General features: G+C 68.1%; 21 protein-coding genes. 14 read left to right on the top strand and 7 right to left on the bottom strand.

Going from position 1 to position 21,121, the window contains the following annotated elements:
* Positions 1 to 5: 5 nt before the first annotated feature.
* From AB4850_RS34390 to AB4850_RS34370, 5 genes are all read left to right on the top strand, one after another.
* Positions 6 to 596 carry an anthranilate synthase component II gene (locus AB4850_RS34390; RefSeq protein ID WP_414443811.1) on the top strand — a complete coding sequence of 197 codons (591 nt, stop codon included), beginning with the start codon at positions 6 to 8 and terminating at the stop codon, positions 594 to 596.
* An 11-nt stretch (positions 597 to 607) separates the two neighbouring features.
* On the top strand, positions 608 to 1,639 hold the full coding sequence (gene trpD, locus AB4850_RS34385; RefSeq protein WP_414443810.1) for an anthranilate phosphoribosyltransferase: 1,032 nt from the start codon (positions 608 to 610) through the stop codon (positions 1,637 to 1,639).
* 76 nt (positions 1,640 to 1,715) lie between these two features.
* Positions 1,716 to 2,501, top strand: a complete 786-nt coding sequence (gene trpC, locus AB4850_RS34380) for an indole-3-glycerol phosphate synthase TrpC (protein WP_414443809.1) — start codon at positions 1,716 to 1,718, stop codon at positions 2,499 to 2,501.
* A gap of 11 nt (positions 2,502 to 2,512) precedes the next feature.
* Positions 2,513 to 3,151: a CYTH domain-containing protein gene (locus AB4850_RS34375; protein ID WP_414443808.1), complete on the top strand. Its 639-nt coding sequence runs from the start codon at positions 2,513 to 2,515 to the stop codon at positions 3,149 to 3,151.
* Positions 3,152 to 3,164: 13 nt separating this feature from the next.
* A complete protein-coding gene (locus AB4850_RS34370) occupies positions 3,165 to 4,022 on the top strand; it encodes a uracil-DNA glycosylase (protein WP_414443807.1) in 858 nt (285 codons plus the stop codon).
* Positions 4,023 to 4,146: 124 nt separating this feature from the next.
* Here the strand turns inward: AB4850_RS34370 and AB4850_RS34365 are convergent, their stop codons facing one another.
* The 4 genes from AB4850_RS34365 to AB4850_RS34350 all read right to left on the bottom strand — a co-directional run bounded on the left by AB4850_RS34365 (position 4,147) and on the right by AB4850_RS34350 (position 8,863).
* Positions 4,147 to 4,743, bottom strand: coding sequence for an FMN-dependent NADH-azoreductase (locus tag AB4850_RS34365; RefSeq protein ID WP_414443806.1), 597 nt, complete (start codon positions 4,741 to 4,743; stop codon positions 4,147 to 4,149).
* Between the two features lie 143 nt (positions 4,744 to 4,886).
* Positions 4,887 to 6,677: a M61 family metallopeptidase gene (locus tag AB4850_RS34360; protein WP_414443805.1), complete on the bottom strand. Its 1,791-nt coding sequence runs from the start codon at positions 6,675 to 6,677 to the stop codon at positions 4,887 to 4,889.
* Between the two features lie 105 nt (positions 6,678 to 6,782).
* The gene (locus AB4850_RS34355; RefSeq protein WP_414443804.1) at positions 6,783 to 7,508 is read right to left on the bottom strand and encodes a DsbC family protein; all 726 of its coding nucleotides are present in this window, start codon (positions 7,506 to 7,508) and stop codon (positions 6,783 to 6,785) included.
* Between the two features lie 173 nt (positions 7,509 to 7,681).
* On the bottom strand, positions 7,682 to 8,863 hold the full coding sequence (locus AB4850_RS34350; protein ID WP_414443803.1) for a UbiH/UbiF family hydroxylase: 1,182 nt from the start codon (positions 8,861 to 8,863) through the stop codon (positions 7,682 to 7,684).
* A 320-nt stretch (positions 8,864 to 9,183) separates the two neighbouring features.
* Between AB4850_RS34350 and AB4850_RS34345 the strand changes: the two genes are divergently transcribed.
* The 4 genes from AB4850_RS34345 (at position 9,184) to ettA (ending at position 13,210) form a co-directional block, all read left to right on the top strand.
* Positions 9,184 to 9,309: a hypothetical protein gene (locus tag AB4850_RS34345; protein WP_414443802.1), complete on the top strand. Its 126-nt coding sequence runs from the start codon at positions 9,184 to 9,186 to the stop codon at positions 9,307 to 9,309.
* A 129-nt stretch (positions 9,310 to 9,438) separates the two neighbouring features.
* A complete protein-coding gene (locus AB4850_RS34340) occupies positions 9,439 to 9,804 on the top strand; it encodes a hypothetical protein (RefSeq protein ID WP_414443801.1) in 366 nt (121 codons plus the stop codon).
* Between the two features lie 270 nt (positions 9,805 to 10,074).
* A complete protein-coding gene (gene ychF, locus AB4850_RS34335; protein ID WP_414443800.1) occupies positions 10,075 to 11,169 on the top strand; it encodes a redox-regulated ATPase YchF in 1,095 nt (364 codons plus the stop codon).
* A 373-nt stretch (positions 11,170 to 11,542) separates the two neighbouring features.
* Positions 11,543 to 13,210: an energy-dependent translational throttle protein EttA gene (ettA, locus tag AB4850_RS34330; RefSeq protein WP_414443799.1), complete on the top strand. Its 1,668-nt coding sequence runs from the start codon at positions 11,543 to 11,545 to the stop codon at positions 13,208 to 13,210.
* Positions 13,211 to 13,304: 94 nt separating this feature from the next.
* Here the strand turns inward: ettA and AB4850_RS34325 are convergent, their stop codons facing one another.
* From AB4850_RS34325 to AB4850_RS34315, 3 genes are read right to left on the bottom strand one after another with little or no spacing between them, the layout of a single operon-like run.
* Positions 13,305 to 13,928: an HAD family hydrolase gene (locus tag AB4850_RS34325; protein ID WP_414443798.1), complete on the bottom strand. Its 624-nt coding sequence runs from the start codon at positions 13,926 to 13,928 to the stop codon at positions 13,305 to 13,307.
* A gap of 13 nt (positions 13,929 to 13,941) precedes the next feature.
* The gene (locus AB4850_RS34320; protein ID WP_414443797.1) at positions 13,942 to 15,756 is read right to left on the bottom strand and encodes an aminopeptidase P family protein; all 1,815 of its coding nucleotides are present in this window, start codon (positions 15,754 to 15,756) and stop codon (positions 13,942 to 13,944) included.
* Positions 15,757 to 15,778: 22 nt separating this feature from the next.
* Positions 15,779 to 16,030, bottom strand: coding sequence for a hypothetical protein (locus AB4850_RS34315; protein ID WP_414443796.1), 252 nt, complete (start codon positions 16,028 to 16,030; stop codon positions 15,779 to 15,781).
* 595 nt (positions 16,031 to 16,625) lie between these two features.
* On the opposite strand from AB4850_RS34315, the gene hemA reads away from it, so the two are divergent.
* The 5 genes from hemA to AB4850_RS34290 all read left to right on the top strand — a co-directional run bounded on the left by hemA (position 16,626) and on the right by AB4850_RS34290 (position 20,978).
* The gene (gene hemA, locus AB4850_RS34310; protein ID WP_414443795.1) at positions 16,626 to 17,912 is read left to right on the top strand and encodes a glutamyl-tRNA reductase; all 1,287 of its coding nucleotides are present in this window, start codon (positions 16,626 to 16,628) and stop codon (positions 17,910 to 17,912) included.
* Between the two features lie 94 nt (positions 17,913 to 18,006).
* Entirely contained in the window at positions 18,007 to 19,089 is a 1,083-nt protein-coding gene (prfA, locus tag AB4850_RS34305; RefSeq protein ID WP_414443794.1) for a peptide chain release factor 1, read from the top strand.
* Positions 19,090 to 19,109: 20 nt separating this feature from the next.
* Positions 19,110 to 19,958 (top strand): peptide chain release factor N(5)-glutamine methyltransferase, encoded by an 849-nt coding sequence (gene prmC / locus AB4850_RS34300; RefSeq protein WP_414443793.1) that lies wholly within the window; start codon positions 19,110 to 19,112, stop codon positions 19,956 to 19,958.
* A gap of 101 nt (positions 19,959 to 20,059) precedes the next feature.
* Positions 20,060 to 20,371 (top strand): Grx4 family monothiol glutaredoxin, encoded by a 312-nt coding sequence (grxD, locus tag AB4850_RS34295; RefSeq protein WP_414443792.1) that lies wholly within the window; start codon positions 20,060 to 20,062, stop codon positions 20,369 to 20,371.
* Between the two features lie 10 nt (positions 20,372 to 20,381).
* Positions 20,382 to 20,978: a UbiX family flavin prenyltransferase gene (locus tag AB4850_RS34290; RefSeq protein ID WP_414443791.1), complete on the top strand. Its 597-nt coding sequence runs from the start codon at positions 20,382 to 20,384 to the stop codon at positions 20,976 to 20,978.
* Positions 20,979 to 21,121: the final 143 nt, after the last annotated feature.

Here is a 21,121-nt window from a genome sequence, read left to right as displayed (position 1 = left end):
TGACCATGCTTCTGATGATCGACAACTACGATTCGTTTACCTACAACCTGGTCCAGTACTTCGGCGAACTCGGCGAAGACGTCCAGACCCACCGCAACGACGAGATCACGCTCGACGCGATCGCCGCGCTCGATCCCGAGGCGATCTGCCTGTCGCCCGGCCCGAGCAACCCGCAGCACGCGGGCATCACGCTCGACGTGCTGCGCGAATTCGCCGGTAAGAAGCCGATTCTCGGCGTGTGTCTCGGCCATCAGGCGATCGGCGAGGCGTTCGGCGGCCGCGTGATCCGCGCCAAGACCATCATGCACGGCAAGGTGAGCCGCATCGAAACCGACGGCCGCGGCGTGTTCGCCGACCTGCCGAAGCAATTCGACGTGACGCGCTACCACTCGCTGGCGATCGAGCGCGAATCGCTGCCCGACTGCCTCGAAATCTCGGCCTGGACCGAGGACGGTGAAATCATGGGCGTGCGCCACAAGACGCTGCCGATCGAGGGCGTGCAGTTCCACCCCGAATCGATCCTGTCCGAGCACGGCCACGCGCTGCTGCAGAACTTCCTGAAACAGGCACGCGCGCACGCGGCCCAACCGGCATGAGCGGGGGCGACATGACGATTACGCCGCAGGAAGCGCTGCAACGCACGATCGAGCATCGCGAGATCTTCCACGACGAAATGCTGCACCTGATGCGGATGATCATGCGCGGCGACATGTCGCCCGTGATGGCCGCCGCGATCATCACCGGCCTGCGCGTGAAGAAGGAAACGATCGGCGAGATCGCCGCGGCGGCCACGGTAATGCGCGAATTCGCCCGCCACGTGGAGGTGGAGGACAACTCGAACTTCGTCGACATCGTCGGCACCGGCGGCGACGGCTCGAATACCTTCAACATCTCCACCGCGACCATGTTCGTGTCGGCCGCGGCCGGCGCGAAGGTGGCCAAGCACGGCAACCGCAGCGTGTCGAGCAAGTCGGGCAGCGCAGACGTGCTCGACGCGCTCGGCGTGAACATCGACCTGGAACCCGAGCAGGTGGCCGCCTCGATCGAGGCGACCGGCATGGGCTTCATGTATGCGCCGAACCACCATCCGGCGATGAAGAACATCGCGGCGGTGCGCCGCGAACTCGGCGTGCGGACCATCTTCAACATCCTCGGCCCGCTGACCAACCCGGCCGGCGCGCCGAACCAGTTGATGGGCGTGTTCCACCCCGATCTGGTCGGCATCCAGGTACGCGTGATGCAACGGCTCGGCGCCGAGCACGTGCTGGTGGTGTACGGCAAGGACGGCATGGATGAAGTGTCGCTCGGCGCGGCCACGCTGGTGGGCGAACTGCGCGACGGCAAGGTCACCGAGTACGAGATCCATCCGGAAGATTTCGGCCTGCAAATGGTGTCGAACCGCTCGCTGAAGGTCGAAAACGCCGACGAATCTCGCGTGATGCTGCTCGACGCGCTCGGCAACACGCCGGGCGTGGCGCGCGAGATCGTCACGCTGAACGCCGGCACGGCGCTGTATTCGGCGAACGTCGCGCCGTCGATCGCCGACGGCATCGTGCTGGCTCGCGAAGTGATCGCGAGCGGCGCGGCCCGCGCCAAGGTCGACGAACTGGTACGCTTCACGCAGCAATTCAAGCGCTGAACCGAGCGCTGCCCTCTTGCCCGCCGACCGGCCTGCCGGTCGGCCAACCTACCGGACGGCCCGCCGTCAGAGTTCCATGAGCGACATCCTCAACCGAATCATCGACGTCAAGCGCCAGGAAGTGGCCGCTGCCCTGCGCAGCACGCCGCTCGAAGCGCTGAAACTCGAAGCCGAAACGCGCGACCTGCGCGATTTCGTCGGCGCGCTGCGCGCCAAGCATGCGGCCGGCCAGCCGGCCGTGATCGCCGAGGTCAAGAAGGCCAGCCCGTCGAAGGGCGTGATCCGCGAGCACTTCGTGCCGGCCGAGATCGCCGCTTCGTACGCGCAACACGGCGCGGCCTGCCTGTCGGTGCTGACCGACGAGCAGTTCTTCCAGGGCAGCGCGCGCTATCTCGAGCAGGCGCGGGCGGCCTGCGCGCTGCCGGTGCTGCGCAAGGATTTCATGGTCGATCCGTATCAGATCCTCGAAGCGCGCGCGATGGGCGCCGATGCGATCCTGCTGATCGCCGCCGCGCTCGACACGCCGCTGATGCAGGATCTCGAAGCCTACGCGCATTCGCTGGGGCTGGCGGTGCTGGTGGAAGTGCACAGCCGCGAGGAACTGACCGAGGCGCTGACGCTCAAGACGCCGCTGCTCGGCATCAACAACCGCAACCTGCGCACCTTCGAAACCACCCTCGAAACCACGCTCGGCATGCTCGACATGGTGCCGGCCGATCGCATCGTCGTGACCGAATCGGCGATCCTCTCGCGCGCCGACGTCGAACGCATGCAGGCGGCCGACGTGCACACGTTCCTGGTGGGCGAGGCGTTCATGCGCGCCGATCAGCCGGGCGAGGAACTCGCCCGGATGTTCTTCTGACGCGCACGCCCATGGCCATCGAAACCGAAATCAAGCTCGCGCTGCCCGAAGGCGGCGAAGCGGCCGCGCGCCGCGCGCTCGACGCCTGCGCCGGCACGGCGGGCCGCGAGATCCAGCTCGCCAACGTCTATTACGACACGCCCGACCTGGCCTTGGCGCGCGCCAAGAGCGCGATCCGCGTGCGGCTCGCGCCGCAGGGCTGGCTGCAGACCTTCAAGACGGTCGGCTCGGCCGAGAACGGCCTGCACACGCGCCACGAGTGGGAACTACCGGTAGTCGGCGACGCGCTCGAAATCGACGCGCTGCTGGCCGCCTGCGACGTGCCGGCCGCCGCCGATGCGCTGCGCGCCGCCGCGCCGTCGCTGGCCGCGCTGTTCCGCACCGATTTCGCGCGCACGATCTGGCGCGTCAGCCGCGGCGGCACGACCGTCGAGGCCGCGCTCGATCTGGGCGAGATCGTCGCCGAAGCCGAGGGTGAAAACGGCGTGGAGACGCGCCGCGCGCCGATCCGCGAGATCGAGCTCGAACTGATCGACGGCGACGAAGCCGTGCTGCACACGCTGGCCGAGGAACTCGTCGCGGCCGTGCCGGGCCTCGCGCCCGACAACCAGAGCAAGGCGCAGCGCGGCTACCGGCTGCGCGCCGCCTGAGGCCCGATATCGCATGGCAACCCGTTCTTCCTCCCGCACGGCGCCGGCCGCTCAGGCTTCGCTGTTCGATATGGGCGAGGCCACGCCCGACACGGCGGCCTCCACCACCGCCGCACAACCGCCCGCCGCACCGAACGCCACCGCCGCCTCGATCCAGCCGCTGGCCGCGCAATTCGACGCGCTGCCCGCCGCCTGGCGCGAGGTGCTCGCGCCGTTCGTCGCGAGCGACGCCTACGCGCCGCTGTGCCGCTTCGTCGATGCCGAGCGCGCGGCCGGCAAAACCGTCTACCCGGCCGACGTGTTCCGCGCGCTGCGCCTGACCTCGCCCGACGAGGTCAAGGTGGTAATCCTCGGCCAGGATCCGTATCACGGCGACGACCGCGGCACGCCGCAAGCGCACGGGCTCGCGTTCTCGGTGCCGCCCGGCGTGCGGCCGCCGCCGTCGCTGCGCAACATCTTCAAGGAAATCGCCGCGAATTTCGGGCATGACATCCCGAAGCACGGCTGCCTCGATTCATGGGCGCGTCAGGGCGTACTGCTGCTCAACACCGTGCTGACGGTCGAGCAGGCCGCCGCCGCGAGCCACGCCAAGCGCGGTTGGGAAGCCTGCACCGACACGCTGATCCGCGAACTGGCGCGCCGCCATCGCGGGCTGGTGTTCATGCTGTGGGGCGCCCATGCGCAAGCCAAGCGCGCGCTGTTCGATGCCGGCGCGCACTGCGTGCTCGAATCGCCGCATCCGTCGCCGCTGTCGGCGCACCGCGGCTTTCTCGGCAATCGCCATTTCGCGCTGGCGAACGCGTACCTCGGCGAGCACGGCAATCCGCCGATCGACTGGCAACTGCCCGACGAGGCCGTCACGCTGGCCTGACGCTTCCGGCCCGCCGTCCCGACACTGCGCCCAAAACGAAACAGCCCGACCGGCCTAAGCCGATCGGGCTGTTTTCATTCGAGCAGGCCGGCGCCGCTCGGGCACCCGCCTGCCAAAAACGGCGTCAGGCCGCTGCGATCGCTTCGCGAGCCGAAGCCAGCGCGGCTGCTTCCGCGTCCGGGCCCATGTTCAGGCCTTCGGCGTAGATGAACGTCACGTCCTTCATGCCGAGGAAACCGAGGAAGGTGGTCAGATACGGCGTTTGCGTATCGTTCGGCGTGCCGAGGTACTTGCCGCCGCGTGCCGACACCACATACACCTTCTTGCCCGTGACCAGGCCTTCCGGGCCGTTCGCGGTGTAGCGGAACGTCACGCCGGCGCGGGAGATCCAGTCGAAGTAGGTCTTCAGTTGCGAGGAGATGCCGAAGTTGTACAGCGGTGCGGCGATCACGATGATGTCGGCGGCCTGCAGTTCGGCCACCAGCGCGTCGCTCTGGGCGACCAGCGCGTTCTGTTCGGCGCTGCGCTGTTCGGCCGGCGTGAAGAACGCGCCGAGCACGGCGTCGTCGAGGTGCGGCTGAGCGTTGGCCTGCAGGTCGCGAACCACGACCTTCGCACCGGGGTTCGATTGCGACAGCTTGGCGGTCAGTTCGTCGGACAGTTGCGTCGAGCGCGCGCCTTGCGAGCGGGCGGCGGATTTGATTTGCAGGATGGTCGTCATGTCGGGCTCCGTTGGGTTTGCGCTGCAGGCAGCGCGAGTGGAGCCATTGTGCGGATGCAAGCCATCCCGAAAAAGCGGGCATCCGGCGACGGATTGTTGCAACAGCGGGACAATCCGCACCGAATGAAACGCGACCGAACGTGTTAGAGGCCGAGCCAGCCCTTCTGCCAGGCATGCGCAGCCGGCTTGTCGGCGGCCTGCAGCCGGTAGCGCACCACGTCGGGCGCGTCGAGCCGCAGCGTGGTGGCGCGCAGCTCGTCGCGGCGGAAGGCATGCGCCTCCACGCGATCGCCAGGCTGGAAGCGCGCCAGCAACGCTTCGAGGTTCGAGCCGGTCACGCGCAGGCCGTCGATCGCGATCAGCACGTCGCCGGCCGACAGCCCCGCGCGATGCGCCGCGCCGCCTTCGTGAACCACCGCCAGCGTGCAATCCGCGCCGCCGGCACGGGCACGCGCGCCGATCGACGGCTTCGGGTGCGGGCCGGCATCCGGGGTCAGGTTCACGCCGAACGGCGCGAGCAGGTCGGCCAGCGGCAGGTCGCGCGTGCCCGACACGGCGTCGTCGAACAGGCGGCCGAGTTCCACGCCGGTCGCCTCGGTGATCAACGCGGCCACCTCGTCCTCGCCCACGCCCTTCGGCTTGCCCTGATAGAAGCCGCGGCCGTAGCGCGCCCATAGCAGGCGCATCACGTCGTCGAGCGACTTGCGGTTGCGGGTGGCGGCGCGAATCGCCAGATCGAACGCCAGCGCCACCAGCGAACCCTTGGTGTAATAGCTGACGATCGCGTTCGAGGCGTTTTCATCCTGCCGGTAATACTTGACCCAGGCGTCGAACGAGCTTTCCGCCACGCTCTGCTTGAGGCGCCCCGCGCCGCGCAACACTCCGCCGACCGTGCGGCCGAGTGCGGTGAAATACTCGTCGCGGCTCATCAGGCCACTGCGCACCAGCATCAGGTCGTCGTAATAGGACGTGAAGCCTTCGAACAGCCACAGCAGCGACGTGTAGTTCTCCTGCGTCAGGTCGTACGGCACGAACGCGGCCGGCTTGATCCGCTTGACGTTCCAGGTGTGGAAATACTCGTGGCTGCACAAGCCCAGATAGGTGCGGTAGCCGTCGGTCTTCTCGGGCCGCCCCTTCACGGGCAGGTCGGTGCGGTTGCAGATCAGCGCCGTGGACGCGCGGTGTTCGAGGCCGCCGTAGCCGTCGCTGACGGCCTGCGTCATGAACACGTAGCGCTCCACCGGGGCCTTTTTGGTGCGCGGTTCGAACAGCGCGATCTGCGCCTCGCAGATCCGCTTCAGGTCGGCGCAGAGCCGTTCCATGTCGAGCCGCGCGACGCGGCCCGCGATCACCACGTCGTGCGGCACGCCGTGAGCCTCGAACGTCGCCAGCGCGAATTCGCCGAGCGTGACCGGGTGGTCGATCAACTCGTCGTAATCGTCGGCCTGATACTCGCCGAAGCCGTGACGGCGCGTGCCGCGCGCCTCGCGCAGCGCCGTGGCCACGCGCCAGCGGCGGCCCGTGTCGCCGGCCGGCTTGGCGATCTCGACCACGCACGGCGAGGCCTCCTGCCCCTGCACGGCGAGGAACACGCTGGTGCCGTTGAAGAAGCCGCCGGTGTCGTCCAGATGCGCGGCGCGCACCGACAGATCCCACGCGTAGACGTCATAGCGCAGCGTCAGCGGCCCCGCGACGGGCGCGGCCTGCCAGCTGTGCTTGTCGGCCTTGGCGATGCGGACCTTGCGGCCGGCTTCGTTGAACGCGCGCAGCGTGACGATGTTGCGCGCGAATTCGCGCACCATGTAGCTGCCCGGAATCCACACCGGCAGCATGAAGCGCTGGCCGGCCGGATCGGGCTCGGCAACGGTCAGCGTGACTTCGAACAGGTGGGCGGCGGGGTCTTTCGGGACGATCGAATAGCGAATCGGCTTCATCGGCGGGGTCGGCAAAAAATCGGCAAACGGTTCGACATGTGAAAAAGGCGCCAGACAGATGCCGGCGCCTCGTCGCGGAGGGCGGTCAGGCCGTGCGTGCGCGCATTACTTGACGTTGGCGAGCGCGCCGTTGAGGTCGTCGGCGGACACGGCGCCCGGCAGGCGCGTGCCGTCTGCCAGGATGATGGTCGGCGTGCCGGTGACGTTCAGGCCGCGGCCCAGCGCCAGGTTCTTGTCGAGCGCCGAGGTGTCGCAGTTGCCCGGGCCGGTCGGCGCCTGATGGCCGACCATCCAGTTTTCCCAGCTCTTGGCGCGATCGGAGGCGCACCAGATCGCCTTCGACTTAACCGTCGAATCGGGCGTCAGGACCGGGTACAGGAACGTGTAGACGGTGATGTTGTCCATCGAGCGCAGCGTCGATTCGAAGCGCTTGCAGTACGGGCAGTTCGGATCCGAGAACACGGCGATCTTGCGCGCGCCGTTGCCCTTCACGTACTTGATCGCGTTGTTGAGCGGCAGGCTCGCGAAATCGACCTTGTTGATTTCCGACATGCGCGCTTCGGTCAGGTTGCGGCGCGTTTTGGTGTCGACCATCTCGCCGAGCACGACGTAATCGCCGGCGGCATCGCTATAGACGATCTGCGAGCCGAGATTCACCTCGTAAAGGCCCGGGATCGGCGACTTCGCGATGCCCTTGACGGTGGCGTCACCGAGGCGCGACTGCAGCGTGGCCTTCAGCTTGTCGGTGGTCTGATCGGCCTGCGCGGTGCATCCCAGCGTGGCGGCGGCGGTCGCCAACAGCAGCGCGGCGATACGGACGGTGGTTTTCATTCAGTGATCCTTGGGAAGCGGTCAAAGCATGACCGGTAGTGTACGACGACGGCCGGACCGTGTCCGGCTGCCTTTGCCGGTGGCTTTCGCGGAGAAAGCCGCATGCGGGGCGAAGCCGGAGAGCGTGGCATTCGTGGCATCCGTGGCATTCGTGGCGGCAGCGGCGCCCGCGCTCAACCGAGCGCCGAGGCCACCAGCCAGCGTTTGACGAACGGCTGCGCGCCGACCAGCGCCATGCCGGTGTTGCGCACCACGCGCGCCACCGAGCCGGGCAACGCGAACAGCCGCTGCAGGCCGTCGGTGGCGACCATCAACGCGCGGATGTCCTCGCGGCGCGAGCGTTCGTAGCGGCGCAGCAGCACCGTATCGCCGAGATCGCGGAACGCCTCGCGCGAGCCGATCGCGTCGGCCAGCGCGGCCACGTCGCGCAGGCCGAGGTTCATGCCCTGGCCGGCGAGCGGGTGAATCAGGTGCGCGGCGTCGCCGACCAGCGCGACGCGCGGGGCGATCAGCTTGTCCACCGTCTGCAGCGCGAGCGGGAAGCCCTGGGCCGGCGTCACGCAATCGAGCGTACCGAGCTGGCAGTGCGTGACGCGTTCGACCTCGGCCGCCAGTTGCGCCGGATCGAGTGCCAGCAGTTCATCGGCATGGGCCGTGTGCGCCGACCAGACCAGCGACACATGGCCGTCCGGCAGCGGCAGCAGCGCGACGATCTCGCCGTCGCGGAACCACTGGCAAGCCGTTTCGCGGTGCGGCTCGGACGCCTTGAAGTTGGCGACCACGCCGGTCTGGCGATAGTCGCGGCGCTGCACGTTCGCGCCCATCTGCGAGCGCACCCACGAATGCGCGCCGTCCGCCCCGACCAGCAGATCGGCCGAGATCACGCTGCCGTCGGCCAGCGACAGCACCGCCGCGTCAGGCTTCACGTCGAGCCCCTGCGCGCGCGTGTCGATCCAGCTCAGGTTCGGCTGGAAGCGCAGCGCGGCGTCGAGCGCGCGCTCGACCACCGACGACTCGCCGATCCACGCCAGTTGCGGCACGGCGGCCTGGAAGGCGGAGAAATGGAGTTCGGCCTGTGCGTCGCCGTACACGCGCATGTCGTGGACGGGCGCGAGCCGGGCCGGATCGAGCGCCTGCCAGACGCGCAGCCGTTCGAGCAGCGCCTGCGAGCTCGACGACAGCGCGTAGACGCGCGCGTCGAACGGCGTACCGGCCGCGCGCGGCGCGGCGGGCTGCGCGAGCAGCGCCGTCTTGAGGCCCGCTTGCGTCATCGCGAGCGCGGCGGTCTTGCCGACAAGGCCGCCGCCGACCACGGCGACGTCGAAGGTCTGAGGATGGGCTGTCATGGCGCGCATTATAGCTGCGGGGCCGGGTTCGCCATGCGACGCCGGCTTGCGGAAGATCAGCCCGGCAACGCATGCCAGGCACGCACTGTCGCGCTGCTCCGACACGGACAAACCCTGCCCGAACGCACGCATCGCCGCCCGAATCGGCCCATCACCGCCCTTCTCCGATCCGGAACCATTTCATCCGTAACCGCCTGCGCGACGCTGCCCGCTCGAACGGGGCACGACCATTACAGGCCACACGTTTCCTTACAAACGCATACCGCTTGTCATGCCCTGCGCCGCTACAGTCGGCTCCATCGATGAACGAACACCGAAGGAGATCCACCATGAAGCTCAAGCGCATCGCGATTCTTGCCTCGCTCGCCGTCCTGCTCGGCACCACCCTGAGCGGCTGCATCGTTGTGCCGGACGGCGGCGGCTATCACCACCATCACGATTACTACCGGTATTGATCAGGGTTCACGCGGGTCGGGCGATTCCCGGCTTGCGTGAAGCCGTTCATGGCGTGCTATTGTTGATTCGTCGGCCCCGCGTTGCACCGGTGACGGAAAGCGAGTCTCAACCCCATCTCGAGCATGGCCATGAGCGACCTACATCCCAGCCTCACCCAACATGATCGTGTCGAGCTGCTGTGCTGGCTCACGGTCGGCAATCTCGGCGCGTTCTATCTGAACGAATCCTGGCCGTCCGCCACCTTCCAAGTTCAAGCAGCGCACAAGTGGCTCGACCGCCATCTGCGCGACGCCGACTGGCTCTGCATCGCGAAGCTCGCCGCCACGGCGCTCGACATCGCGAAGCGGCATGCCGATTTCGTCGAAACGCCGTGGGCACGCGACGCCGTCGAGGAAATCATCGATACCGAAGATCTCGACGCGAAGTCGCGGCTGGTCTCGCTCGTGATGGGCGACTGCCGCGCCGCGCTGGCCGATCGCCGGATCGCCGACTGACCTGCGCCGGGCCGCTGCGGCCCGGTTGCGTTGCCGGCGGCGCCTGGCCGCCGTCGGCGTTTCGGTCCTTGCCGATCCTCCCTCCCGCCGTGCATCGGGCGCCCGCCGCGCCGCCGTTCCGCGCGCCCGCTTGAAATCCCGTGATCCGAACGCGATACAATTGCCGTTTTCGCGGGCAGCCTCCGCGCCAGACCGCCGGCCCGAGCGCCGCGTCATGCCGCCAGCCGCACCCCGCGCAAGCACCCAACATCTGATCCAGAAAGGTTTTCCATGAGCCTCAAATGCGGCATCGTCGGCCTGCCGAACGTCGGCAAGTCCACCCTGTTCAACGCGCTGACCAAGGCCGGCATCGCCGCCGAGAACTACCCGTTCTGCACGATCGAGCCGAACGTCGGCGTGGTCGAAGTGCCGGACGGCCGCCTGAAGGCGATCGCGGCCATCGTGAAGCCCGAGCGGATCGTGCCGGCCGTGGTCGAGTTCGTCGACATCGCGGGCTTGGTGGCGGGCGCCAGCAAGGGCGAAGGCCTGGGCAACCAGTTCCTCGCGAACATCCGCGAAACCGACGCGATCACGCACGTCGTGCGCTGCTTCGAAGACGAAAACGTGATCCACGTGGCCGGCCGCGTGAGCCCGCTCGACGACATCGAAGTCATCAACACCGAACTCGCGCTGGCCGACCTGGCCACCGTCGAGAAGGCGCTGAACCGCTACTCGAAGGCCGCGAAGTCGGGCAACGACAAGGACGCGGCGAAGCTCGCGGCCGTGATGGAGAAGGTTCGCGCGCAGCTCGACCAGGGCAAGGCCGTGCGCGGCCTCGACCTGTCGGACGACGAGCAGGCGATCCTGAAACCGTTCTGCCTGATCACCGCGAAGCCGGCGATGTACGTGGCGAACGTCAAGGACGACGGTTTCGAGAACAACCCGCACCTCGACGCCGTGCGCAAGTACGCGGAAGCCGAGAAGGCGCCGGTGGTCGCGGTGTGCGCGGCGATCGAGGCGGAAATCGCCGATCTCGACGACGAGGACAAGGAAGCGTTCCTCGCCGACATGGGCATGAACGAACCGGGCCTCGACCGCGTGATCCGCGCGGGCTTCAAGCTGCTCGGCCTGCAGACGTATTTCACGGCCGGCGTGAAGGAAGTGCGCGCCTGGACGATCCACGTCGGCGACACCGCCCCGCAGGCGGCCGGCGCAATCCACACCGATTTCGAGCGCGGCTTCATTCGCGCGCAGACCATCGGCTTCGACGACTACGTCGCGTTCAAGGGCGAACAAGGCGCGAAGGAAGCCGGCAAGATGCGCGCGGAAGGCAAGGAATACATCGTCCACGACGGCGACGTGATGAACTTTTTGTTCAACGTCTGAGTCTGGATCAGGCGCGCCGGGCCTCGACGGCTCGCGCAAGCCGCTTCAAACCCGCGACCGGTGCACGCCGCTCGCGGGTTTTTTGTTTCCGACGATGGCATGCACTCAAGTGCCTGCTCCGGCATGAAAAACCGCGCAGATGAACACGATCGCGAGCCGCGTCGGCCACGCAGACACACGGCGTTCGCCCCCCGCTTCGGCGCGCTCGCGGCGGCCGCGCCTCGCGAAGTACAATACGCGGTCTCGCCGCGCACGCGCGCGGCCACGCCGCGGCAATGCGCGCGGCGCCCAGTCCCGATCGGCCCCTCCGTCGCCCGCCTCGCGCGCAGCGCGGCCGGCGGCGCCTCAACCTTCAAGAGTTCCATCGACGCAAATGGCCCAATACGTATTCACGATGAACCGGGTCGGCAAGATCGTGCCGCCCAAGCGCCAGATCCTCAAAGACATCTCGCTGTCGTTCTTCCCCGGCGCGAAGATCGGCCTGCTCGGCCTGAACGGCTCGGGCAAATCGACGCTGATCCGCATCATGGCGGGCGTCGACAAGGACATCGAAGGCGAAGCCACGCCGATGCCGAACCTGAACATCGGCTACCTGTCGCAGGAACCGCAGCTCGATCCGAGCAAGACGGTGCGCGAGGCGGTGGAAGAAGGCCTCGGCGACGTGTTCAGCGCGCAGAAGAAGCTCGACGAGATCTACGCGGCCTACGCCGAAGCGGACGCCGACTTCGACGCGCTGGCCGCCGAACAGGCCAAGTACGAAGCGATCCTCGCCACGGCCGATGGCGGCAGCCCCGAGCAGCAGATCGAAATCGCGGCCGACGCGCTGCGCCTGCCGGCCTGGGACGCGAAGATCGAACACCTGTCGGGCGGTGAAAAGCGCCGCGTCGCGCTGTGCAAGCTGCTGCTCGAAAAGCCGGACATGCTGCTGCTCGACGAACCGACCAACCACCTGGACGCCGAATCGGTCGAGTGGCTCGAACAATTCCTGACGCGCTTCCCGGGCACCGTGGTGGCCGTCACCCACGATCGCTATTTCCTCGACAACGCCGCCGAGTGGATTCTCGAACTCGACCGCGGCCACGGCATCCCCTGGAAGGGCAACTATTCGAGCTGGCTCGACCAGAAGGAAGACCGCCTGAAGCAGGAAGAAGCGACCGAATCGGCGCGCCAGAAGGCGATCAAGAAGGAACTGGAGTGGGTGCGCCAGAACCCGAAGGGCCGTCAGGCGAAATCGAAGGCGCGTATCGCCCGCTTCGAGGAACTGAGCAGCCAGGAATACCAGAAGCGCAACGAAACGCAGGAAATCTTCATCCCGGCCGGCGAGCGGCTCGGCAATGAAGTGATCGAGTTCAAGAACGTCAGCAAGGCCTATGGCGATCGCCTGCTGATCGACGACCTGAGCTTCAAGATCCCGGCCGGCGCGATCGTCGGCATCATCGGCCCGAACGGCGCCGGCAAGTCCACGCTGTTCCGCATGCTGACGGGCAAGGAAACGCCGGATTCGGGCGAAATCGTGCACGGCCCGACCGTCAAGCTCGCCTATGTCGATCAAAGCCGCGACGCGCTGGCCAGCGACAAGACCGTGTTCGAGGAAATCTCGGGCGGCGCCGACGTGCTGACGGTGGGCCGCTACGAAACGCCGTCGCGCGCCTACATCGGCCGCTTCAACTTCAAGGGCGGCGACCAGCAGAAGATCGTCGGCAACCTGTCGGGCGGCGAGCGCGGCCGGCTGCATCTGGCCAAGACGCTGATCGCGGGCGGCAACGTGCTGCTGCTGGACGAACCGTCGAACGACCTCGACGTCGAAACGCTGCGCGCGCTCGAAGACGCGCTGCTCGAATTCGCCGGCTCGGTCATGGTGATCTCGCACGATCGCTGGTTCCTCGACCGGATCGCGACGCACATCCTCGCGTTCGAAGGCGATTCGCAAGCGGTGTTCTTCGACGGCAACTATCAGGAATACGAAGCCGACAAGCGCGCGCGCCTCGGCGAGGAAGGCGCCAAGCCGAAGCGGATCCGCTTCAAGCCGATCAGCCGCTGATCGCGCACTGCGCCGCTGCGCCATAGCAAGCGGCGGACGAAAAAAGCGGGCATCTTGCCCGCTTTTTTCATGCGCTCGGCCGGGTCAAGCTCGTTCAGGCCGGTACGCCCAGTTCGCGCAGGCGCGCCTCGGTCGAGGCCACGCCGGTGTGATGGATGCCGTGCCAGCCAAGCGCGCTCGCGGCGGCCGCGTTGTGCGGATTGTCGTCGATGAACACGAGTTGTTCCGGCGCGATGTCGGGCAACTGCGCCGCGATGCGCGCGAACATCTCGCGATAGATCGCCGGATCGGGCTTGGCGAGCCCCACCCGGCCCGACACCACCACGTCGCGAAAGCGCCGCAGCACCGCGTAGCGCTCCCACGCATACGGGAAGGTTTCGGCCGACCAGTTGGTCAGCCCGAACAGCGGCACGCCGGCGGCCTCCAGCCGCTCGACCAGCGCCACGCCGTCGTCGAACGCGCCCGCGATCATCTCGGGCCAGCGCGCATAGAAGGCCTCGATCAGCGCCGCGTGCTCGGGAAACGCGGCCACCTTCTCGGCCGTGCCCGCCGCGATCGTCTGGCCGGCGTCCTGCCGGACCACCCAATCCATCCCGCACACGTCGGTCAGGAAACGCCGCCGTTCCACCGGATCGGCGATCAGTTGGCGATACAGGTAATCGGGACTCCAATCGATCAGCACGCCGCCGAAATCGAACACCACCGCCCGGATCGTCATGGCTGGCGCGGCCTTACAGCGGCTGGGTGCGCGCGTCGAGCCACGCGCGGGCGGCGCCCGTCACCAGCGGGCCGACCCGTTCGCGTACCGTCGCGTGATACGCGTCGAGCCAGGCGCGCTCACCGGCGTCGAGCAACTCGGCCAGCACGCAGCGCGTGTCGATCGGGCACAGCGTCAGCGTCTCGAAATCGAGGAAATCGCCGAATTCGGTCTGCCCGGCCGCGCGGTTCACGACCAGGTTCTCGATGCGCACGCCCCACTGGCCCTGGCGGTACACACCCGGCTCGTTCGAGGTGATCATGCCCTCTTCCATCGCCGTATGCGGATCGGCGGCGGCGTAGTGCGAGATCACCTGCGGGCCTTCGTGCACGTTCAGGAAGTAGCCCACGCCGTGGCCGGTGCCGTGGCCGTAATCGAGCCCGGCCGCCCACATCGGCGCGCGCGCGATCGCATCGAGCATCGGCGAACGGATGCCGCGCGGAAACTTGGCCCGCGACAACGCGATCATCGCCTTCAGCACGATCGTGAAATCGCGGCGCTGCGCCTCGCTCGGCGTGCCCACCGGCACGACGCGCGTGATGTCGGTGGTGCCGCCGACGAACTGGCCGCCCGAATCGATCAGCAGCAGGCCGTCGCCTTCGATGGTCGCGTGCGATTCGGGCGTCGCGCGGTAATGCGGCATCGCGCCGTTCGCGTTGAAGCCGGCGATCGTCGCGAAGCTCGGCGAGACGAAGCCGGGCCGGCGCGCGCGGGCGGCCGTCAGTTGCTCGTCGATCGTCAACTCGGTCAGGGTTTCGTGCCCGAGCGCGGCCTCGAACCACGCGAAGAATTCGGCCAGCGCCGCGCCGTCCTGCGCCATCGTCGCACGCACGTGCTCGATCTCGGCGGGCGTCTTGCGCGACTTCGCGAACGTCGACGGGTTGACGGCCTCGACGCGGCGCACCGCCTCAGGCACCGCCTCCAGCGTGCCGAACGTCACGCGGCGCGGGTCGATCAGCAGCGCGCTGCCGGCCGGCAGCGCGGCCAGCGCGGCGGCGGCCTGTTGGTACGGGCGCACCGTCACGCCGTCGGCCGCGAGCGCGGCGCGCAACGCGGCGTCGAGCTTGCCGTCCACCACGAACAGCGTGGCCGCGTCCGGGCCGATCAGCGCGTGGGCGACGAACACCGGGTTGTAGTTGACGTCGGCGCCGCGCAGGTTGAACAGCCAGGCGATGTCGTCGAGCGTCGAGATCAGATGGGCGTTCGCGCCGCTGGCGCGCATCGCCTCGCGCACCTGCGCGAGCTTGTCGGCACGGCGGGTGTGCGCATGCGGCGCGACGTGTTCGAACACCGGTTCGACCGGCAGCGCCGGCCGCTCGGGCCAGATCGCGTCAAGCAGGTCGAGATCGGTGCGCAGCGCCACGCCGCGCGCGGCCAGCGCGGCCGACAGCGCCCGCGCAGCGCCGACGCCGAGCACCGCGCCGTCCACGCCCACCGTCGCGCCGGCCGGCACATGCTCGGCCAGCCATTCGACATGCGGCTGGGTTTGCTGGCCGCCCGTCATCTTCATCAGCTCGATGCCGGTGCCGGCCAGTTCCGCGGCGGCCTGCACCCAGTAACGGCTGTCGACCCACAGGCCCGCGAATTCGGGCGTCACGACCAGCGTGCCGACCGAGCCGTTGAAACCCGACAGCCAGCGGCGCGCCTGCCAATGCTCGGGCAGATATTCGGACAGATGCGGATCGGCGGACGGGACGAGGCAGGCAGCCACGCCTTCGCGCGCCATCGCGCCGCGCAGCAGGGCGATGCGGGCAGGAATGGGGGACAGCTCGGGATGACGGGCGTTCATGATGAATTCCAGTGAGGTGGGATCAGCGGCGCGCCATCGCGCCGGTGGTCAGGGAGACGGCAACGAGCGCCACCAAGGCGCAGACGGGCCATTCGAGCGTGCCGCCGTCGTAAAACAGGCCGGTGAGATTGCCGACGAGCTTGGCGACCACCGCGCCGGCCAGGCCGACCGCGAGCGCCGCGCGCAGGCCGCGCCGCGAGGCGCGCGCCGGATGCAGCCACCAGCCCAGCCCGCCCACGGCAAGCCCCAATACGACAATGCCCAACCCGTTCATCCCGCGCCCTGTGTGTCGTTTCGCATCGCCGATGCGCCGCCCGGCCCGAACGAAACGCCTGCCGCCGCGCGGCCGGCATCGGTGGTCTCCGGTGACGGAATTATAAGAGTGCGACGGCCCGCAGGCTTGCCCCGGGCGTCGGTCGAGTGTAAGGGGTCGATCAATCGCAACGCAAGCCGACAGAAGTGCCGGACCGGCCACCGGCGCGCGTCGTCGGCTTGCCATACGTGTGCCAGACATGTGCCATACGCACGCACGAATCCCGGCTATCTTGAAAAAAGACCGAAAATCGGGCGCCGAACGGTTGCCAATGGGGCATTTCGGGCGCATCGTACCGCCGATATTTGCACGCGCCTTGCTGCGACTTGGCGTCGCGCATCCCCACGGCGAACAGGGTTTTGGCGGCAAATCCGGCGCGCGACCGGCCTCCAGCGCCCGTTTCGACCCCGCCGGATTGCACCGCACGTCGGGAATCGCGCCGGTTTGCCGTGGTTCGGCGCGGGCCGCAGCGCCCGGGCGACGCCCGCCCGGTGGCGCTGCCAGTGACAAAACCGGCAAGACGCTATAATGCGCACCTAAACGATAGCCCCTGGATATGCAGCTCCTCACGATCGGAATCAATCATCACACTGCGCCCGTCGCCCTGCGCGAACGCGTAGCGTTTCCGCTCGAACAGATCCAGCCTGCACTGTCCACGCTCACCAGCGTCTTCATGGGGCGCCAGGCGCCGAACACGCCCGAAGCCGCGATTCTCTCCACCTGCAACCGCACCGAGCTGTACTGCGCAACCGACGACCGCGCGGCGCGCGATGCCGCCGTGCGCTGGCTCGCCGAGTTCCACGGCCTCGCGCCCGACGACCTCGCGCCGCACGTCTATTCGTTGCCGCAATCGGAAGCGGTGCGCCATGCGTTCCGCGTCGCGTCGGGCCTCGATTCGATGGTGCTCGGCGAAACGCAGATCGTCGGCCAGATGAAGAACGCGGTGCGCACGGCCTCCGAGGCCGGCGCGCTCGGCACCTATCTGAACCAGTTGTTCCAGCGCACCTTCGCGGTGGCCAAGGAAGTGCGCACCACCACCGAGATCGGCGCGCAGTCGGTATCGATGGCGGCAGCTGCCGTGCGGCTCGCGCAACGTATTTTCGAAAGCGTCGCCGACCAGAAGGTGCTGTTCATCGGCGCCGGCGAAATGATCGAGCTGTGCGCGACGCACTTCGCCGCGCAATCGCCGCGCGAGCTGGTCATCGCGAACCGCACCGCCGAGCGCGGCGCAAAGCTGGCCGAGCGCTTCGGCGGTCGCGCCATGCCGCTCTCCGAGCTGCCCACGCGCATGCACGAGTTCGACATCATCGTCTCGTGCACGGCCTCCACGCTGCCGATCATCGGCCTCGGCGCGGTCGAGCGCGCGGTGAAGGCCCGCCGCCACCGGCCGATCTTCATGGTCGACCTGGCCGTGCCGCGTGACATCGAGCAGGAAGTCGGCGAACTGAAGGACGTGTTCCTCTACACCGTCGACGATCTCGGCGCGATCGTGCGCGAAGGCAATGCGTCGCGGCAAGCCGCCGTCGCACAGGCCGAGGCGATCATCGAAACCCGCGTGCAGAACTTCATGCAGTGGCTCGATTCGCGCAGCGTCGTGCCGATCATCCGCCACATGCACACCCAGGCCGACGCGCTGCGCCGTGCCGAAGTCGAACGCGCCCAGAAGATGCTCGCGCGCGGAGACGATCCGGCCGCCGTGCTCGACGCGCTGTCGCAGGCGCTGACCAACAAGCTGATCCACGGCCCGACCTCGGCGCTGAACCGCACCAGCGGCACCGAACGCGAGCAACTGATCGACCTGATGCGCGGCTTCTACGCGCACGGCCCCCGCACCGACCGTTAGCGCCGCCCTCCCGCGCACATCGCGGCCGCACGCCGGCCGCCATCCCCTTTTTCTTTCCCTTTTCGATTCCTGCCCGGGAGCGTCGCTCCACATCATGAAAACGAGCATGCAAAGCAAGCTCGACCAGCTCACCAGCCGGCTGGCCGAATTGAACGAAATGCTGAGTCGCGAAAACGTCACGGCCGACCTCGACCAATACCGGAAGCTGACGCGCGAACACGCGGAAATCGGCCCGGTCGTCGAGCAATACGCGCAATGGCGGCTCGCGCGCGGCGACGAAGCGACCGCGCAGGAACTGCTGGCCGACGCCTCGATGCGCGACTTCGCCGAGGACGAGATTCGCGACGCGCGCGAACGCATGACGCAGCTCGAAACCGATCTGCAAACCATGCTGCTGCCGAAGGACCCGAACGACGAGCGCAACATCTTCCTCGAAATCCGCGCCGGCGCGGGCGGCGACGAATCGGCGCTGTTCGCGGGCGACCTGCTGCGCATGTACCTGCGCTTCGCGGAGCGCCAGCGCTGGCAGGTCGAGATGATGTCGGAAAGCCCGTCGGACCTCGGCGGCTACAAGGAAGTGATCGTGCGGATCGCGGGCCAGGGCGCCTATTCGCGCCTGAAGTTCGAATCGGGCGGCCACCGCGTGCAGCGCGTGCCCGCCACCGAAACGCAGGGCCGCATCCACACCTCGGCCTGTACCGTGGCCGTGATGCCCGAGGCCGACGAGATCGCCGAGGTCGCGATCAACCCGGCCGACCTGCGCATCGACACGTTCCGCGCGTCCGGCGCGGGCGGCCAGCACATCAACAAGACCGATTCCGCGGTGCGCGTCACGCACCTGCCGACCGGCATCGTGGTGGAGTGCCAGGACGATCGTTCGCAGCACAAGAACAAGGAGCGCGCGCTGAAGGTGCTGGCCGCGCGCATCAAGGACAAGCAGTACCAGGAGCAGCACGCGAAGGAAGCGGCCACCCGCAAGAGCCTGATCGGCTCGGGCGACCGTTCGGAACGAATCCGCACCTACAACTTCCCGCAGGGCCGGATGACCGATCACCGCATCAACCTGACGCTCTACAAGCTCGAAGCGCTGCTGGACGGCGATCTCTACGAGATGATCGCCACGCTCGTCAGCGAGCATCAGGCCGAACTGCTGGCCTCGCTCGGCGACACCGACTGACGCGCACCGGCCGCCCCGCCATGAATGCCCCCGCCCTCACCGCCGCCGCGCTGCTGCGCGCCTCGCCGCTCGACGCGGTGGATGCGCGCATCCTGCTCGGCCATGCGCTCGGCTGGACCCGCACGCAACTGATCACGCGCGCCGACGCGCCGCTCGACGCCGATGCCGCCGCGCGCTATCAGGCGCTTGAAGCCCGCCGGCTGGCCGGCGAACCGGTCGCGCAACTGGTCGGCTCACGCGAATTCTTCGGCCTGGCCTTCGACGTCACGCCCGACGTGCTGATCCCGCGCCCCGACACCGAAGTGCTGGTGGAAGCCGCGCTCGACGCGCTCGACGGCATCGCCATGCCGGCCGTGCTCGATCTGGGCACCGGCAGCGGCGCGGTGGCCGTGGCGATCGCCTCGGCGCGGCCCGACGCGCGCGTCTGGGCGCTCGACCGCTCGCCGGCCGCGCTGGCCGTGGCGCGCGGCAACGCGCACAAGCTGCTCGACCCGGCCCGCCCCGGCGGCCCGCTGCAATTCCTCGACAGCGACTGGTACGGCGCGCTCGACCCCGCCGCGCGCTTCCACGCGATCGTCAGCAATCCGCCGTATATCGCTCAGCACGATCCGCATCTCGACCAGGGCGACCTGCGCTTCGAGCCGCGCGGTGCGCTGACCGACGACGACGACGGCCTCAGCGCGATCCACCTGATCGCGGCCGGCGCGCCGGCGTTCCTGCTGCCGCGCGGCGCGCTGTGGATCGAGCATGGCTACGACCAGGCCGGCGCGGTGCGCGAGATCGTCACCGCGGCCGGTTTCGGCGAAGTCGTCTCGCTCGCCGATCTCGCCGGGATCGAACGCGCCACCGGCGGCCGGTTGCCCGCCTGACGGCGCGCGCCAGGCCGCTGCCGGAGCCACCGCGAGCGCCGATGGCCCCCGCCGAAATCCAGTATCATTTCCGTTCTCAGCCCCGCATCAGCAAGGTCATCATGGATACCCAACAACACATCAAGCAAATCGTCGACGAAAACCAGGTCGTGCTCTTCATGAAGGGCACCGCGCAGTTCCCGATGTGCGGCTTTTCGGGCCGCGCCATCCAGATCCTCAAGGCCTGCGGCGTCGACACCATCAAGACCGTCAACGTGCTCGAAGACGAGCAGGTCCGCCAGGGCATCAAGGCATTCTCGAACTGGCCGACCATCCCGCAGCTCTACGTGAACGGCGAATTCGTCGGCGGCTCGGACATCATGATGGAGATGTATCAGTCCGGCGAACTGCAGCAACTGTTCGCGGCTGCCTGACCCTTTCCGCATGGAAGCACGCCCCGCGCCGCCGCGGCGCCTGATCGTCGCGATCACCGGCGCGACGGGCGCGATCTATGGCATCCGCCTGCTCGACCTGCTGCGCGCGTCGGGCGGCGTCGAAACCCATCTGCTCGTGTCGGCCGCCGGCTGGCTCAACATCCAGCACGAACTGAAGCTGTCGAAGGACGAGGTCCATGCGCGGGCGGACGTCGTCCATTCGGTGCGCGACGTGGGCGCGAGCATCGCGTCGGGTTCGTTCTCGACCGACGGCATGGTGATCGCGCCCTGTTCGATGAAGACGCTCGCGAGCGTCGCGCACGGGCTGTCCGACAGCCTGATCACGCGTGCGGCCGACGTCGCGCTCAAGGAGCGCCGCCGGCTCGTGCTGATGGTGCGCGAAACGCCGTTCAACCTCGCGCATCTGCGCAACATGACGGCCGTGACCGAAATGGGCGGCATCGTGTTTCCGCCGCTGCCGGCCTTCTACGCCATGCCCGCCTCGATCGACGAACTCGTCGATCACACCGTCACGCGCGTGATCGACCTGTTCGGCCTCGCCGCGCCGCGCACCGCGCCGTGGAACGGCATCCGCACGCCGGACTGAATCGGCCCTCCGCTCTCCACGCGATATCGACCTGATCGGCCCTGGATCGGGCCGAATTCGGCGCGCGTCGATTGACAACCATCGAGAATCAATCAAATCCTTCCACGCCGATTTATCAAATGGCCGGATCTCTCTATAGTCGA

The organism is Burkholderia sp. 22PA0106 (assembly GCF_047497155.1).
In the GTDB taxonomy this organism is placed as follows: Bacteria; Pseudomonadota; Gammaproteobacteria; order Burkholderiales; family Burkholderiaceae; genus Burkholderia.
Note: the sequence above shows the minus strand (reverse complement) of the source record. Positions and strands in the feature narration are given on the sequence as shown.